The organism is Candidatus Edwardsbacteria bacterium, from assembly GCA_018821925.1.
Taxonomy (GTDB): Bacteria; Edwardsbacteria; AC1; order AC1; family EtOH8; genus UBA2226.
On sequence record JAHJLF010000049.1, the window covers coordinates 1 to 15,954 of the forward strand.

The window sequence follows — 15,954 nt, forward strand, 5'->3', positions numbered from 1 at the left end:
GGGCTTTATGCCAATCCGGAGGCCATAGAGTTTTACGAGAAATGCTTGGCGACGCTGAAAGCCGTAAAACAGACCAAGGATTCGACATTGGAAAAGGCAGAGGTGCTGGGTGCCCAAGGGTCCATCTATAGGCTGATAGGTGAAATGACAAGGGCTCTTAAAAATCTCAACCAGGCAGTCAAGGTGACGGCCGGGGGTGGCAATAGTGCTGTCTCCCGGAAATATACATTGGAGGTCGGCATCATCCATGATATGCTGGGCCAGGCCGACCGCGCCTTTGCCCTGTGGCAAAAAGTACAGAAAGCGGCCCAAAAGGACAAGGACAAGGAGGCCCAGGCCCTTTCCCTGCAAAATCAAGGACTGCTGTACTTGCGAAAAGGGGACCCGGCCAAAGCCGTCGAAGATTTCCAGACCGCCTTGAAGGTTTTTGAGGAGCTCAAGGTTAAAAAACACATTGCCCGGATAAACTCGCACCTGGCCCAGGCTCAAGAGGTCATGGGGAATCTGGACAAGGCCATCGAGCATAATGGCATCGCCCTGGCGATATCCCAGGATATCAACTACCTGGAGGGGATAGCCTCTTACAACAATAACCTGGGCATCAATCTGCTGATGACAGGCAGCATAGAGCAGGCTGCGGCTAATTTCAGGACCGCCTTTAACATGGCTGGGAAGATCGGGGACCGGAGGGTCGAATCCCTGGCCGGTTTCAACCTGGGCAACTGCCAGTACATCATGGGGAATTACGATTCGGCTCATGAATATTACCAAGGCGCTCTGTCCTCGGCCCGGGAGATAGGCGATATCGCCCAGCAGATGAACATAGACATCAACTTGGGATGCTTGCAACAGGTGAGGGGAAATGCCAAGGCCGCCCTGGAATACCACAGCAATGCCCTAGAAATAGCCTTGAAGATAGGGGACAGAAACAACGAACTGGAGACCAAGCGCAATCTGGGGATCGATCTTTCCATGTTGGCTGATTACGACAAGGCCCGGTCCGAATTTGAAAGCGGGCTCAAACTGGCCCTGGAGATAAGCGACCCCCGGATGGTGGCCTATATTAGGGCCAACTACGGGCTGACCATGGTCAATCTTCGAGATCTGAACCAGGCTGAAAAGCTTCTATCAGAGGCCCTGGATGACGCCAGGAAGGTGGGGGACCCCGAGGTCATCCTGTCGGTGGTCCGGGGCTTCATAGAGCTGAACCTGGCCAAGGGCGATTTCGGGGCCGGCCAGCAGGAAGTTGACAGGGCCCTGAGGATATCCGGCGATACCCATAACAAGAGAGAACGAGCCTATGCCCTGATGTACAGCGCCCTGCTGATGGTCCAGCAGAACGAACATGAAGGGGCGTCGGCTCCCATATCGGAATCGCTGACCCTGGCCCGGGAAATGAAGGATGGTATCCTGTTGTGCAAGCTTTATCTGATCTCGGCTCGAAGATCGCTGGCCTGCGGATCGATCAACGAGGCTCAGATGTTCATAGTGGACGCCAGGGAGGAAGCGGCCAAAAGCGGGGCCAGGGAGGAAATGGCAGACAGCCATGGCCTGATGGCTCAGCTTAAAAAACTGCAGGACCAAAGCGATGAAGCCGAAACCGAATTAGCCAGGCAGAAGAAGGAGCTCGACGACATTGCCATGAATATTCCGGAGTATTTAAGAAAAGGATATATAGAAGCCAGAATATCTTCCGAGTAGGCAGGCAGAATGAATAAAAAAGCGGCCCCGTAATGGGGCCGCTTTTTCGTTTGAACCGTTATCTCAGCAGCGTAATCTTCTGGGTCAGACAACCCTGTCCGGAAGTCAGGCGGTAGAAATATACGCCATTGGCCAGGTTCCGGCCGTTGTCATCGGTGCCGGTCCAGTTGGCGGCATAACTGCCGGGTTGTTTGACATCGTCAAATATGGTCTTTACAAGGTGCCCGCAGATATCGTAAACTTTTAACGCCATTCTTTCCTGCCGGTTGGTGCTGTAACGGATCTGGCAATTGTTGTTAAATGGATTGGGCATGGCTTTTAAGCTGTATGAATAGATATCGGCTGCCACAGGGGTGTTCACCAACACCGGCCCGTACCATTCGACAAATTCCATATTATCCTGGGCCCCTAGGCGATACAGATATGCCTGCCCCAGCAGGGCCGAATTATCCTGGTAGCTGTAGTCCGAACCCGAGCCTGAGCCGGGTAGCTCAACCAGCCGGGCATAATTTCTCCCGTCGTCGGAAGAACGCTCCACCAGCCACAGATCGTGATCCTCCTCCAGGCCGCTCCGCCAGGCCAGGTTTACACTTCCCTGCTCGTAAGCCGCGGCAAACATGGAAAGTTCCACCGCCAAGGGGGTAGCCACCACCCGGGGGGAAACCCCGGAGGCCAGGCTGTTGAATTGATAATAAGAGCCGTATTTGGCCGGCACCTTGGCGCCCTTTGTAGTGATGGAATTGGTTGTGGGAAAAGCGTTCCATGGATTGTCGCTGGTTTCATATTGGGAAACCGCCAAAAATTTAAATACGTTACCCACGGTATATTTTAAATAACTAAAGGGTACCCGCATTTCAGCGTAAGTGAATTTATTGATGCTGTCCAGATAAGGCCTATTGGATGCAAGATAGGTTGCTATGGGAACTGAATCAACCCAGGCTGAACCGTTCCATTTCTTCAAAGATATTGAGTCGGCATTTTCAAAAATCAGGCAGAAATCTGGCCGGAAATTGATATCGAATCCGGCGGATCCGGTACCGTTGTATTTAAAAGTTGAGTCGGCCCCTCCGGTGCGGGTGTCAAAGTAGAATAACAGGTCTCCAGCGGTGCGCCAGTCATTGCGGCCGTAACCCAAGTATAGATTGGATGCATCCCATGTGGTAAAGAGCGTATCCCTTAAACCCACTGCTCCAATCCGCGTTCCAATCCGTTCACTTTTGCAGAAATCATTTACGGCGCCGAATGTAATATAACCCAATCTTATCGTATGGGGAGTGACCGTATCTCCTGAAGCCACAATGCGAGGCTCATTACCCAAAGTACCCCACCTGATGGGAGAACTTTCATCACCGGCTTTTAAAGCAAAGATCAAGGTATCTCCTGGAGCAAAACCGTAAACAGTTTTCTTCTCAAGCACACCAGCATTTGCTGGCGTCCAAGTCTGGTAATATGTAGAACCAGTGTCGATAAAATCGATTTCGGAACTTATTTTGCCCAAGTCGGAAACAGCGGAATTGTACTTGGAATATTTCAGCCAATACTTGGTGGCCTTTTCTGTAGCATCGTCATCGCTGACAGCCGTCCACGAAAGCTCTACGGTACCCTCAATGGTGCCGGTGTAAACCGAATCCACCAGGTCAACAATCGGTTCCGGTTCCACATTGAAGCCCTGGTAGGCCAATATCCGGCGGGTCAGCTCTGAAGCGGTGCTGGGGTGAATCCCGTTGCTTAAGGAGCCGATGGAGAAGGTCAGGTACACGTTTTTATGTGTAGAGGCCTTCTCGCCTTTATAGTAGCTTCCATAGGTGGTGGCCCGTCCGTAGGTAATTTTCCCGGGGCCGTCGCTTTCCATAACAAGTTGAGAACCAGCTGCCAGAGGACCAATTATATCCACAGAATTATCCGGCCCTTGCTGAAATGGGTAATCAAAATTCATTCCTTCGGTAAAGGTTCCGGGCAAGCCGCTTATTTTCTGGATATTGCCGGTTTCGGATGAATTGCCTGGACCGATATATTTGGAGCCGAAATACGAGAATAATGTGGTCGCATTGTACATCTCGCCGAAATCATTTCCGGCCACGATCAAACAGCTCAGGCTGTCCGTGGCAAAAGCTTCCAAAGAATCCTGCTGTTCTTCCTGTATGACCCCGGCGGTGGAGCCGTCTTCGGCATAGCCCAAGTCCAGCAGGCACAGGTCATATGCGGCGCTGCTGTTCAGCTTTTGTTTGTCCCGCCACATGTATTCCAAGACTTCGGTGTTGGTGATTTGGACAAACAATTGGTTTGGTATATTACGCTCCTTAAAGGCCAACACATAAGCCGAATCCAACGGAATGTAAATAGAATCCGGCTCGGCGATGGGATCCTCGTTCCAGCCGGGGGTGGATGGATTATCATAATTCTTCTTGGGGTGATACCAGATAGTGCGCCCGGCGGCCTTGTCGTTGCTGATGTTGTAGTTTACGCCCACGGCATCCAGGGTATCGTCCTTATTGACATTAAGCATGTAATACTGCCCGAAGATGTCGCCCCGGCCGTTGACCCGGCTGGAATCCAGCCAGGCCACAGAGAACAATTCGCCAAAACGGCAAACCGCCGGGGCCCGCTGGCCGTACCAGGGGTTTTGGTTGACTGTTTTGACCGCAGCGTTGAACCGGCCGGCCTTGTCAAAATAACGGGCCCGTATCTGATACATAAGAGATGTATTTTGGGAGTCGGCCCAGCTGGTCCAGAATGAAACGTTGTCTATGCCCATGGTCACCGACGGTATCCGGCAGGCCACCGGGGCGACGGTAAGGTTAACTTTGATGTTTAGGTTGATCGGCTTGGCGTCGGGATCGAAACGCTGGGCGCCAATATCTCCGTAGGCATTGCTTTGGAAACTCAACCACACGATCGTGAAATAGCCAGTGTCAGAGACGGCGATGGCGGGGGTGAAATGCCATCTTTCGACGTCGCTATTGACCTGCTTGCTGGCTGTGAGCGGGGAAAGATCTGGTTTGAAATATCGAAAATAGATATCGGCCCGGGCCAGTCCGTCGCGGTTGTCCTGCCAGGCCACGGCAATACCTTTGTCGCTGAAGCTGACGACAGGTAGAATGTGGGCTACTTTTAGCCCGTCCTCGTTTAGTTTGATGTCGGGCGACTGCGGCTCGAACTTATAGTTGAACAGCCTGGCCCAAATGTCAATCTGCCCATCCCGGTCTTCCTGCCAAACTATAACGAAGTCCTGGGTGCGCTTATTTACAGCAACCTTGGGAAATTTAGCGTTGTTCACGATTTTTTCTGTGACCCTTATTTCGTCCGTCATCGGTTTCCCGTTCTTGTCCAGCTTGCGGCCATAAAGCTGCCACAGTTCCCCGGGTTTCATTACAGAGTCCTGCCAGACCACAAAAAAGAAATCCCCCACCGTTCCGGCCACATCGGGCTGCTCCTGGGTATGCTCGTCCACCCGGATCCGGTTGACCAGAAAGGAGCCGGTAGCCGCTGCCGGTTTCCGTTCCCATATCCGGCCGTAGATGTTGAAATTTCCGTCGCGACTGTCGGCCCATACATAACGGGAGCCGTAATTCTCGTCCATCACAGCGGCCGGGGCCCGCTGGGTAGCTTCGCCGGCATCGTTGTCCCACAGGAATATTTTACAGGTATCCTGGGCTGCCTGGGCCACACAAGCGAAGGCAGCAGTAAGTAAAACCATTAACCATAATTTTTTCATTTCTTCTCTCCTTTACCGGAATTGCTTTTTACCCTTATTGATTCCACGGCCACCATCAGCAATCTCAATCTAGCAGATTTATCGGTCATGCCGCTTTTTAATTTTTCAAATATAGGTGCTTTTTCTGACGACAGATGGTAATTGTCCTGGTTGTTTTCATTTGAGTACAGCACCCCCTGCATCAGCAGGTCATCTATAGCCTTTTTTATTGCTTCCTCGGTGCGTCCGGTCATTTTGGTCAGGCTGCAGACCGATTCCTGAGCCATGGGCTGACGGCTGTAGTGAATAAGGATATTCCATTTTTCAAAACAATCAACGGTATCCTTAATGAAAATGCTAAGCTCCGGGAAGTCCTTTGAATTATACATGTAAATCCTTTGTGCTATTATTGTTAACACTAGAATTACATGCAAATAGTATGCCAAGAAAAAATAACAACTTAACTTGTTGTTATTTGTAGAGTTAGTTGTTTGATTGTTTGATATGATTTCTTGAAAAGTTATACTATTAAATAATCCAAGAATAATATAATAGTATAAACTACGGTTTAGATATATTGAGTTCTTTTATAAGCCGAGACAAATAAGTGGGTTGTATTTTTATGGCGGAAGCGGCTTTACGTTGATTCCAGTTGTTTGCATTCAAGACTTTTATCAAATATTCTTTTTTGAAAATTTTCTGCGCCTCATCCCAGGGAAGATTGGCTGGCAACGCTATGTCCTTTTTACCGCCGACGCCGATATCCTGTAGCATGATGTTATTAATTACTTTTCCCGATGATATCACTACCGCCCGCTCAATGACATTCTGAAGCTCCCTGATATTTCCCGGCCAGTTGTATTCCAGCATGGAACTGATCACATCGGCTGAAAATCCCGTGATATTTTTTTTGGTCTCCCGGCAGAAATATTTCAAAAAATGATTGGCCAGGACCGGTATGTCCTCCCGCCGCTGTCTTAGTGGCGGTAAAAATATCTGGAACACGTTCAGGCGGTAATACAGATCCTCCCGAAACTGGTTTTCCCTGACTAATTGTATCAGATCGTGGTTGGTGGCTCCGACTATCCGGACATCGACCTTGATGGTTTCACTGCCGCCCAGCCGTTCAAATTCGCGCTCCTGCAACACCCTCAGGATCTTGGCTTGAACCGCCAAAGGAAGGTCGCCCACCTCATCCAGAAATATGGTCCCCTGGTGGGCCAGCTCAAACCGGCCCCGCCTTAAGTTGGTGGCTCCGGTGAAGGAACCTTTTTCGTGACCGAACAATTCCGACTCCAGCAGCTCCAGGGGTATGGCGGCGCAGTTTACGGCGATGAAAGCCTTGTCGCGCCTGGGGCTTTGGTTATGGGTGTATCTGGCCAGAAGTTCTTTCCCGGTGCCGTTCTCCCCCTGCAGTAAAACCGTGGTATTGCTCAAGGCCACCTTCTGAGCCAGGCCTAAAACCTCCTGGATGGACGGGCTTTCTCCGATAATGGTGTAGCGGCTGGCGATGTCATCCTTGAGCTGAAGGTTCTCGGTCTGCAGCTTGTGATATTTGTCGGCATTCTCCAGGACCCGGGCCGCCATCTCGGCCACTTTCAGAAGAAGCTCCTGATCACGTTCGTCAAAGGACTGGCTTTCCTGCTTGTTCAAGACTTCTATGACTCCGACCGTCTTGTCGTCCAGCACCAGAGGAACGCATAACAGCGAGCGGGTGATGAATTTGGTCTTTTCGTCAATGCCCTTGTACCAGCGGTTGTCCGTATCCGTCTGATTGACTATCTGCGGTTTCTTCTCCCTGGCCACCCAGCCGGCTATGCCCTGGCCCATAGGAACCGAAAGCTTTTTCAATTCCTCCGAAACCTGCCCGGTGGCATGGGCGAAATGAAGCCTTTGGGTATTCTCATCCAACAGCAGCAAAGAGCTGGCCTCGGCCATGGTCAGTGTTTTGGCTGCTTCCATGATCATATCCAGCAGCTGGGTCTGGTCCAGGGTCGATGACAACGCCTTGCTTAACGAGTATAGAAATTCAAAATCGTTGTTTGAATCTGGATTCTGTTTCATGATATTGCTCCTTAAAAGTAATGAAAAACCAAAGATGAACAATTTTATAATATAACCCTTATACAATTTAATAATATCAATGTAAACAAGTCAAGTCAAGTAAAAAATATAATTAAATATTGCATAAAATAAACCCGTTGACAGTATGAAATTACAGTGTTATCATTATGAATGAATCATTATGGAGGAATTATGTTCAGCAATATTTTGAAGATTGTTTTATTAGCTGTTTTGGCATCGACCCCTTTGACAGCTCAAAACAATAAGAAGATCAAGGGGAAAGCCTATTCCGGAGAATCCCGCCAGACCAGCGTTTCCGGGGAATATGCCATGCTGAAGGGACTCTTCTCCTATGGTGCGGCAGTCTATCAATTCCAGCTTCCGGCCACCACCGACCGGATAAAGGCCAGATTAAACTTCAAAAATTTGAAAAACAAATGGCTTAAGATATACGTTTATAATTATGGAATCGCCTTCGACGATTTTTCCATCCGCAATAAACGGCTGGGTCCCAACTGGAGGCTGTGGGAAGCGACCGACAGCGATGGTTTATGGGAATCCCACAGCCCCAAGCATATTTATACAACATCAAACGATGGCCGGATTGATTACCTGGGGCCGCAGAATATCTTCAAGGTTATGTTTTATGCCGATGGGGGCATACCTTTCATCAGCGACGGAAGATTCATTATCAAGCAAATAGAGTTGGGGTACAGCACCAGCGAAAGCCTGCTCCCGGATATCGTTACTTCGAAGGATGTTTGGATCGAGGGAAATTTTATGCTGGTCAGGGGAGTGGGGCGGACTAAAAACAGGATAGACGCGCCGGGTTATGAGGCTCTGCCGAAGCTTACGGCCCTAAGGCTGGCCAAGGTGGATGCCTATAAAAAGCTGGCGGTGGCCCTGAAAAAGATACCCCTATCCGGCGGAACTGTGGCCATTCCGGGCAGCCAGGTGCGGTCCACTCGTTACATCAGCGACGCCGAGGTGGAAATTATACTGGAGGTACCGCTGGCCAGTCTGCATGAGAAAAAATAAATAGTGCAAAATACACCGCATTGAAGGCATCATAACTACAGAAAGATTTTTAATGGACTTTTTAGCAAAGCTCAACCCCGAGCAAAAAGAAGCTGTCACCTATCTGGAGGGTCCCTTGCTGATACTGGCCGGGGCGGGCTCCGGAAAGACCCGGGTGCTGACTCACCGCCTGGCTTACCTGGTGGGGCAGGGCGTTTGCGCCCCCTGGGCCATCCTGGCGGTGACCTTTACCAACAAAGCGGCCGGGGAGATGAAAAACCGGGTGGGCCGCTTGATAAATCGCAGCGTGGACGGTCTGTGGGTAGGGACTTTCCATTCGGTCTGCGCCAGGATACTGCGCAAAGAGGGATATCTCCTGGGATACCAGCGTGATTATACCATCTACGACGAGAATGACAAGCTGGCCCTGATGAAAAAAGTGATGAGCGCCCTGGCCATCCCGGAACGCAGAGTCCCGGTAAAAGCCGTGATATCACGCATCTCCAGCTCCAAGGACAGCTTGGTGGGGCCGGAGGAATACCAGAAGATGGCCTACGATTTCTTTGAAAAGGAAGTGGCCAAGATATTTAGCCTCTACCAGCAGGAATTGCTGAAGAACCAAGCCATGGATTTCGACGATCTGATCTTCAATACCGTAAAAATACTGTCCGGCAATAAAAAGGTTCTAGACGATTACGGCCATAAATTCAAACACATCCTGGTCGATGAGTATCAGGACACCAACCGCGCCCAATATATGCTGGTAAAACTGCTTTCCCAGAGCCATCGCCAGCTATGTGTGGTGGGCGATGACGACCAGTCTATCTACGGCTTCCGGGGGGCGGATATTCGGAATATCCTGGAGTTTGAAAACGATTTTCCCGAGGCCAAGATCGTCCGCCTGGAGCAGAACTACCGCTCCACCCAGGTCATTCTGGAATGTGCCAATCAGGTGGTCAAGAACAATGCCGGTCGCAAGGGCAAGGAGTTGTGGACCGACAACCCCAAAGGGGAGAATGTCTCGCTGTGGTGCGCCTGGGACGAGCGCGACGAGGCCGAAAAGATCTGCCGGGCCATCAAGGAGCATTGGACCAAAGGCTCTTTAAAGGACTGCGTGATACTCTACCGCACCAACGCCCAGAGCCGGGCGCTGGAGGACTCCCTGCGGCGAGCAGCGGTGCCCTATCTGATAGTGGGCGGCCTGAAATTCTACGAACGCAAGGAGATCAAAGATATTTTGGCCTATCTGCGGGTGGTGGTCAACCCGGCGGATGCCGTCGGCTTGAAAAGGATCATAAATATTCCGCCCCGTGGCATTGGCGACACCAGCCTGTCCAGGATTGAATCCTATGCCGCTGAGAGGGATATTTCCCTGTTCCAGGCTCTTAAGGAAAACGACCAGGTGCCCGGACTGGGGCCGGGCATAAAATCGGCTGTCAGCGGGTTCGTAAAGGATTTGGAAAAGCTGATAGCCTTAAAAGATTCCTTGAATGCCCAGGAGCTGATCACAAAGGTCATCGAACAATCCGGCTATATAAAGTTCATCGGCAGCCAGTATCTGGACAAGGTCGAGGCCGATAGCCGGACCGAGAACGTTCAGGAGCTGGCCTCGGCCGCCAACGAATTTTGCGAGCGTTCGGAGGATAAGAGCCTGCCCGCTTTTCTGGCCGAGGTATCCCTGGTGGCCGATATCGACCGCTGGAACGATTCCGCCGAGGCGGTTACGCTGATGACCATTCACAACGCCAAAGGGCTGGAATTTCCCCAGGTGTTCATCACCGGGCTGGAGGAGGGGCTGCTGCCGCACCGGGCCTCGCTGGATACCATTGAAGAGCTGGAGGAGGAGCGGCGGCTGTTCTATGTGGCCATCACCAGGGCTCAAAACAAGCTGACGCTCTGCTCGGCCATGTCCCGCCGACATTTCGGCGGACTGATACAATCATTACCCTCCCGCTTCATTGCCGAGCTGCCCAGGGAGAACCTGGATGCCGATTTGCCAAGAAGCGAAAAACAGGCCGGCGATTTCCCTAGGGAATCCCAGGAGGGAACTCACCAAATCCAGGCCAAGGGCCTCAAGGGTAAGCGGGTACACCATGAGATATGGGGCCAGGGCCAGGTGGTGGATGCCGAGGGAGACGGCGATGATGTGAAGCTCTCTATAGTTTTCGGCGGCGGGGTGAAGAAAAAAATAATGGCCGGATTTGTGGAGTTCATGTAATACCCAGGCAGATCGTTAAAACACTGCTTGAAATTATCAGCAGTTATTATTATATTTCATATGAATATCAAGCCACGCTTCATAGAACTTTATAAAACCGGAGATCTCGAAAAAAAGAGCCGGGAGGCCCATGATCTTTTAACCTGCTGTACCCTCTGCCCCCGTAGCTGTGGAGTCAACCGTTTGCAGGGCCAGCTTGGTTTCTGCCGGTCCGGATTTCTGCCCACGGTCTCCAGCTATAACGCTCATCACGGCGAGGAGCCGCCGATATCGGGGACCCGTGGCTCGGGAACCATTTTCTTCAGTCACTGCAATCTGTCCTGTTGCTACTGCCAGAACTGGCCCATAAGCCAACTGGGACAGGGACAGGAGGTTTCTTGCGAAAGGCTGGCCGGGATGATGATGGAGCTGCAGCAAAGGGGCTGCCACAACATCAACTTTGTTACTCCTTCCCATATGATCGCCCAGATCCTGATGGCGCTGGAGATCGCCGTTCCCCAAGGGTTTAATCTGCCGTTGGTCTACAACACCAGCGGGTATGATTCGCTGGATTCCTTAAAACTGCTGGAGGGGGTAATAGACATTTATCTGCCGGATATCAGATACACCGATCCCGGGGCGGCGGAGAGATATTCGGGAGCAGGGGATTATCCGGCGGTCAATCAGGCGACATTAAAGGAGATGTGGCGGCAGGTGGGCGAACTGCAACTGGACGACGAGGGGATAGCGTTCAGGGGAATGCTGGTAAGGCATCTGGTGCTGCCTAATGGATTATCGCAAACCAAGGAAGCTTTAAAATTTTTATACTGTGAAATATCGCCCAGGGTGCACTTGTCACTTATGTCCCAGTTCTTTCCAGCCCACAAGGCAAACCAAACGGCCGAACTGGGAAGAAACATCAGCCGGGAGGAATACCGACAGGCAGTGGAATGGACGAAGGAGTACGAGTTGGAGAACGGCTGGCATCAGGAGTTGGACGATACCGGAGGCGGGCCTCCGGACCGGATAGTGAAAACCACTTAAAACAATATCATCTTCACCTAATGAATACTAAGTGCTGGGAAGACAGAAATTGCCAGCAGAAAGAATGTCCGGTCCGCCGCCGAGGCGGCAAGCACTGCTGGCTCAGCGAGCCCCGTCCGGGCTTTGACGGGCAGTATCTGCCATTCCGTGAACGGCTCTACCGGCACTGCCGCGGTTGCATCCATTTCCATGAAATCATCGAAAGGGCCACCGGGCGCAGAGCGGACGACCGCCTGATGTCCGATACCCTTTTTAAACTACTGGAGGAGATGGGCTCCTTTCACGAAGAGGTGGCCAGATCTAACCAGGCCCTTACCGAGAATGTTCAGAACCTGGCCATGCTCAATGAAGTGACCAAGGCCCTGCAGTCCACCCTGGACCTGAAACAGACCCTGCATATAATCCTGACCGGGGTCACGGCGGCGGAAATTTTAAGGCTGAACCGGGCATTTTTACTGCTGCTGGACGACAGCCGGAAAAACCTGGTGGGAGAGATGGCGGTCGGCCCCACCGGTCCGGAGGAAGCGACAAAGATATGGGACGAGCTTAAAAGCAGCCCCGCCAGTTTTAAGGAATTGGCTATGCGGCCTCATCATGAAATAAACGGCAACGAATATGTCAACCGGCTGGTCAGGGAGATAAAAGTGCCGGTTGACGATTACGACAACGTCGCCATCAGGGCCATCAGCCTAAGGAAACCTTTTTTGGTAAGCGATGCCCATGCCACACCGGGGGCCAAGGGCTTTGCCGCAGTTCTCAAGGTCAGTAATTTCGTGATAGTTCCCCTGATTGCCGAGAACGAACCGCTGGGGGTATTGATGGCGGATAATTCGATCACCCAGGCGCCCATCGTGCAAGGCGACCTGACCCTGCTGGAGATATTTGCCGGCCAGGTTGCCAGCGCCATCCGCAATGCCAAGCTTTATCAGCAGCTGCAGATGAAGGTCAAGGAGTTACGGGAAAGCCAGGACAAGCTGATAAAAGCCGAGAAAATGGCCTCCATCGGAGAGATCGCCACTACTCTGGCCCATGAAATGAGGACCCCGTTGGTATCCATCGGCGGCTTCATCAACTCCATGGCCAAGCAGCAGCCGGACAACCGGCCCTTTGAAAAGCAGTTCAGGATAATAGGCTCCGAGATCGAGCGCCTGGAGGCGGTCCTCTCCGACACCCTGGAGATGGCTCGATTCAAAGAACCGGAGCTGGTCCGGGCCGACATCAATACCATCATTGACGATTGTCTTAAACTGCTGCTGCCGGAATTTGAGGACAAGAAAATAGAGATACAAGCCAGCTTCAACTGCCCGGAACATCTGATCTGGCTGGATAAACTGCAGCTACCCCAGGTTTTTTTTAATATATTCAAGAATGCCATTCATGCCATGCCGACCGGCGGTCTGCTGCGGGTCGAAACCAGAAGAACCGACCCCAACGATATTGAGATAACGATCTCCGACACCGGATCCGGCATATCCGGCGACCATATAGACAGAATATTCGAACCCCGGTTTACCACCAAGAACGGTGGCAGCGGCATAGGACTGGCCCTCAGCAAGAAGATCATAAACAGTCACCGGGGAGTGATAAAAGCCGAGTTAAGGCCGGAAGGCGGGACCGCCTTCACCATCAGCATTCCGTTGATATAGGGATTTATCGGGGTCTGTAACCTTTAAAAAGGAGCGTATCATGAGAACTATTTTGGTGGTCGACGATGAGGAGAATATCCGCATTTTATACCAGCAGGATTTTACGGCTAACGGTTACAAGGTGATCTGTGCGGCGACGTTGGATGAGGCCAAGAAGGAGTTCTCCCAGAACCAGGTAGACCTAGTGGTCCTGGACCTTAAGCTTACCGCTCACGACGGCGGCCTGGAGATGCTGCGCTGGATGAGGGAGACCAACCGCAAGATCCCCATCATCATCAATACCGCCTATCCGGCCTATAAGACGGATTTCTCCTCCTGGCTGGCCGATGCCTATATTGTAAAATCCAGCAACTTGGATGAACTGAAAGATAACATAGCCCGACTTCTTGAAGAAAACAAATAAATACTGTTCGGGAGAAAAAACATGAAGCATTTATCTATATGGGCTGTTATCTTATCCTGTCTGGCAACTCCAGCGGTGGGCGATGAACTGTATCTGTTGGCAGGCAGTAAATTCAATGGAACAGTAATCATGTGGGGCCAGGAAGATATTACCTTCGTTCTTAAGGGCACCACCATAAATGAATCTTTCGATATCTCGGTGAAATCTATCTCCCAGATTATTTTAAGCGATAACACCATACATGTTCCGGGCGAGGATAGCTGGATCGCCAGCGGGGGGCTAAGTCAGGAACAACTGGCAGGATTGGGTCTGCTGGGCCAGCCGTCGAATAATATAACTAGATTTGAGGAAAAGGGTACCGCCGGGCTGATTTCACCGGCAAAGATAATGGCAACCAGGAACCCGTTTGCCGTCGATCTGTCATTAAAAAAAATGTCGGGGTATACCGATTATCACATTGAGATAGTGGAAGGATACATAACCTGGCAAAGCATCCTGGCCTTTCCTCTGGATGGTAATAAATTAACCGTACAAGCTTCGTACTTAAAACATCCTTTCAAGGATCCTAAGAAAGATCTTAGTTTTGAGTTGTTGTATGCCCGGTATATGACTGACCCCAAAGAGGCCATGGTCGATTCCGATTACGGGGTATATGAAGCAGGTTCTTTTACCGAGAAATGGGTTTGGAGCGCCACCAAGTCCACCGCGAAAGCCAGCATCAATGAAATATCCGCTAAAACGCTGATAGGCATGGATCTGGGAAATAACATCTATGGCGCCCTTATCCTGGGGTATCGTTATCTTAAATGCTCTTATGATATCTTCGGGATTGATGGCTGGCAACAGCCGGAATACGGGGGAGAAATCTATTCTTTTGATGTTTATCAGAACTACAATGTGCTGGACTACCGCATATCCTATCATTTGCCCCTGGCCGGGATAAAACTGGATATCGGGATGACCGATAACGTAATGATCGCAGGAGAACTATTGTGGCATCCAATGTCAAATGTCAACGACTTCGACGACCATATTTTAAGAAAGAAAACCGCAGTTTCGCAATGCCATGGTGGCGGGTGGGGGGCTTCAATATCAACCAAGATATTAGCAGGGCACCTGAAAAAAGCGGAGATATTCGTTGGGGCCGGATTTGAAATGACAAGGGTCAGCACCACCGGCGAACAACAGCAGACATTCTATGGTGATGATCCGGGAACCACCGATATTGATGAAACTGGTCTTAGTTATACAGATATTGATAATTCAATAAACTTGAAACAGCAGGCCATAGGGTTTTTTATGGAGACCCGATTTTAAAGGAAGAAAGAAAAGATGAACTTGCTCAAAACTATCATATTAATGACGGGGTTAACGGTTATCCTGGTTTTAGTCGGGGACCAACTGGGCGGCCGGCAGGGGATGATGATGGCCTTGATATTTGCCGGAGGGATGAATCTTTTTGCCTACTGGTTCTCCGATAAGTTGGCCTTGATGAGCTATCGGGCCAAGCAGGTGTCCGAGGCCGAGGCCCCGGAACTGCACTCTATTGTCCGGGGTTTGGCCACCAGGGCCGGGATACCCATGCCCAAGGTCTTTATCATTCCCTCGGCATCCCCCAACGCCTTTGCCACCGGGCGCAATCCCAGCCATGCCAGCGTGGCGGTGACCGAGGGCATAATGAGCCTTCTTAATCGGACGGAGCTGGAAGGGGTAATCGCCCACGAGCTGGCGCATATCCAGCACCGCGATATCCTGATCGCCTCGATCGTGGCCACTCTTGCCGGAGCCATAACCATGATCGCCCGGATGGCCGGTTGGGCCGCCATGTTCGGCGGTTACGGCGGGAGGGGCAATGACCGAAACAGCGGTGGCGGAGCCATAGGTTTCATTCTGATGGCCATATTGGCTCCGATTGCCGCCCTGCTGGTGCAGATGTGGATCTCCCGCACCCGGGAATACGACGCCGATGCCGGGGGAGCCAGGATAGCCGGAAATCCCTCCGGCCTGGCCAGCGCCCTGGAGAAACTGCAAAGGGGGGCGCAGGCGCGGCCCCTTCAGGCCAATCCCTCCTCGGCCCACATGTTCATCGTCAATCCGCTCTCGGGTAAAAGCCTGATGAGCCTGTTCTCCACCCATCCTCCCATTGAAGAAAGGGTGGCCAGACTGAGGGCCCTGGCCAGGGGGTAGC

11 protein-coding genes are annotated in these 15,954 nt (G+C 51.4%); 8 read left to right on the plus strand and 3 right to left on the minus strand.

The window, feature by feature from the left end; genetic code table 11:
* On the plus strand, positions 1-1,701 hold a 1,701-nt coding region (locus KJ869_05230; GenBank protein MBU1576595.1), incomplete at its 5' end, for a tetratricopeptide repeat protein.
* 58 nt (positions 1,702-1,759) lie between these two features.
* Here the strand turns inward: KJ869_05230 and KJ869_05235 are convergent.
* The 3 genes from KJ869_05235 to KJ869_05245 form a co-directional block, all read right to left on the minus strand.
* Positions 1,760-5,416 (minus strand): T9SS type A sorting domain-containing protein, encoded by a 3,657-nt coding sequence (locus KJ869_05235; protein ID MBU1576596.1) that lies wholly within the window; start codon positions 5,414-5,416, stop codon positions 1,760-1,762.
* Positions 5,413-5,784 carry a hypothetical protein gene (locus KJ869_05240; protein ID MBU1576597.1) on the minus strand — a complete coding sequence of 124 codons (372 nt, stop codon included), beginning with the start codon at positions 5,782-5,784 and terminating at the stop codon, positions 5,413-5,415. Before KJ869_05240 ends, KJ869_05235 begins: the two co-directional genes overlap by 4 nt.
* A 172-nt stretch (positions 5,785-5,956) precedes the next feature.
* Positions 5,957-7,459 carry a sigma 54-interacting transcriptional regulator gene (locus KJ869_05245; protein ID MBU1576598.1) on the minus strand — a complete coding sequence of 501 codons (1,503 nt, stop codon included), beginning with the start codon at positions 7,457-7,459 and terminating at the stop codon, positions 5,957-5,959.
* Between the two features lie 192 nt (positions 7,460-7,651).
* Between KJ869_05245 and KJ869_05250 the strand changes: the two genes are divergently transcribed.
* Genes KJ869_05250 through htpX form a run of 7 tightly spaced genes read left to right on the plus strand, consistent with a single transcriptional unit; the run spans position 7,652 to position 15,953 of the window.
* Entirely contained in the window at positions 7,652-8,497 is an 846-nt protein-coding gene (locus tag KJ869_05250) for a hypothetical protein (GenBank protein MBU1576599.1), read from the plus strand.
* Positions 8,498-8,549: 52 nt separating this feature from the next.
* Positions 8,550-10,694 carry a UvrD-helicase domain-containing protein gene (locus tag KJ869_05255; protein MBU1576600.1) on the plus strand — a complete coding sequence of 715 codons (2,145 nt, stop codon included), beginning with the start codon at positions 8,550-8,552 and terminating at the stop codon, positions 10,692-10,694.
* Between the two features lie 60 nt (positions 10,695-10,754).
* Positions 10,755-11,717, plus strand: coding sequence for a radical SAM protein (locus KJ869_05260; protein ID MBU1576601.1), 963 nt, complete (start codon positions 10,755-10,757; stop codon positions 11,715-11,717).
* A gap of 20 nt (positions 11,718-11,737) precedes the next feature.
* On the plus strand, positions 11,738-13,363 hold the full coding sequence (locus KJ869_05265) for a GAF domain-containing protein (protein MBU1576602.1): 1,626 nt from the start codon (positions 11,738-11,740) through the stop codon (positions 13,361-13,363).
* Positions 13,364-13,403: 40 nt separating this feature from the next.
* Positions 13,404-13,766: a response regulator gene (locus KJ869_05270; protein MBU1576603.1), complete on the plus strand. Its 363-nt coding sequence runs from the start codon at positions 13,404-13,406 to the stop codon at positions 13,764-13,766.
* A gap of 21 nt (positions 13,767-13,787) precedes the next feature.
* Positions 13,788-15,083 carry a hypothetical protein gene (locus KJ869_05275; GenBank protein ID MBU1576604.1) on the plus strand — a complete coding sequence of 432 codons (1,296 nt, stop codon included), beginning with the start codon at positions 13,788-13,790 and terminating at the stop codon, positions 15,081-15,083.
* Positions 15,084-15,098: 15 nt separating this feature from the next.
* Entirely contained in the window at positions 15,099-15,953 is an 855-nt protein-coding gene (gene htpX, locus KJ869_05280; protein ID MBU1576605.1) for a zinc metalloprotease HtpX, read from the plus strand.
* Position 15,954: the final 1 nt, after the last annotated feature.

What these genes read in the sequence shown, in the direction of transcription:
- KJ869_05235 (MBU1576596.1), bottom strand. Translation starts at nt 5,416, where the DNA reads ATGAAAAAATTATGGTTAATGGTTTTACTTACTGCTGCCTTCGCTTGT.
- KJ869_05240 (MBU1576597.1), bottom strand. Translation starts at nt 5,784, where the DNA reads ATGTATAATTCAAAGGACTTCCCGGAGCTTAGCATTTTCATTAAGGAT.
- KJ869_05245 (MBU1576598.1), bottom strand. Translation starts at nt 7,459, where the DNA reads ATGAAACAGAATCCAGATTCAAACAACGATTTTGAATTTCTATACTCG.
- KJ869_05250 (MBU1576599.1), top strand. Translation starts at nt 7,652, where the DNA reads ATGTTCAGCAATATTTTGAAGATTGTTTTATTAGCTGTTTTGGCATCG.
- KJ869_05255 (MBU1576600.1), top strand. Translation starts at nt 8,550, where the DNA reads ATGGACTTTTTAGCAAAGCTCAACCCCGAGCAAAAAGAAGCTGTCACC.
- KJ869_05260 (MBU1576601.1), top strand. Translation starts at nt 10,755, where the DNA reads ATGAATATCAAGCCACGCTTCATAGAACTTTATAAAACCGGAGATCTC.
- KJ869_05265 (MBU1576602.1), top strand. Translation starts at nt 11,738, where the DNA reads ATGAATACTAAGTGCTGGGAAGACAGAAATTGCCAGCAGAAAGAATGT.
- KJ869_05270 (MBU1576603.1), top strand. Translation starts at nt 13,404, where the DNA reads ATGAGAACTATTTTGGTGGTCGACGATGAGGAGAATATCCGCATTTTA.
- KJ869_05275 (MBU1576604.1), top strand. Translation starts at nt 13,788, where the DNA reads ATGAAGCATTTATCTATATGGGCTGTTATCTTATCCTGTCTGGCAACT.
- htpX (MBU1576605.1), top strand. Translation starts at nt 15,099, where the DNA reads ATGAACTTGCTCAAAACTATCATATTAATGACGGGGTTAACGGTTATC.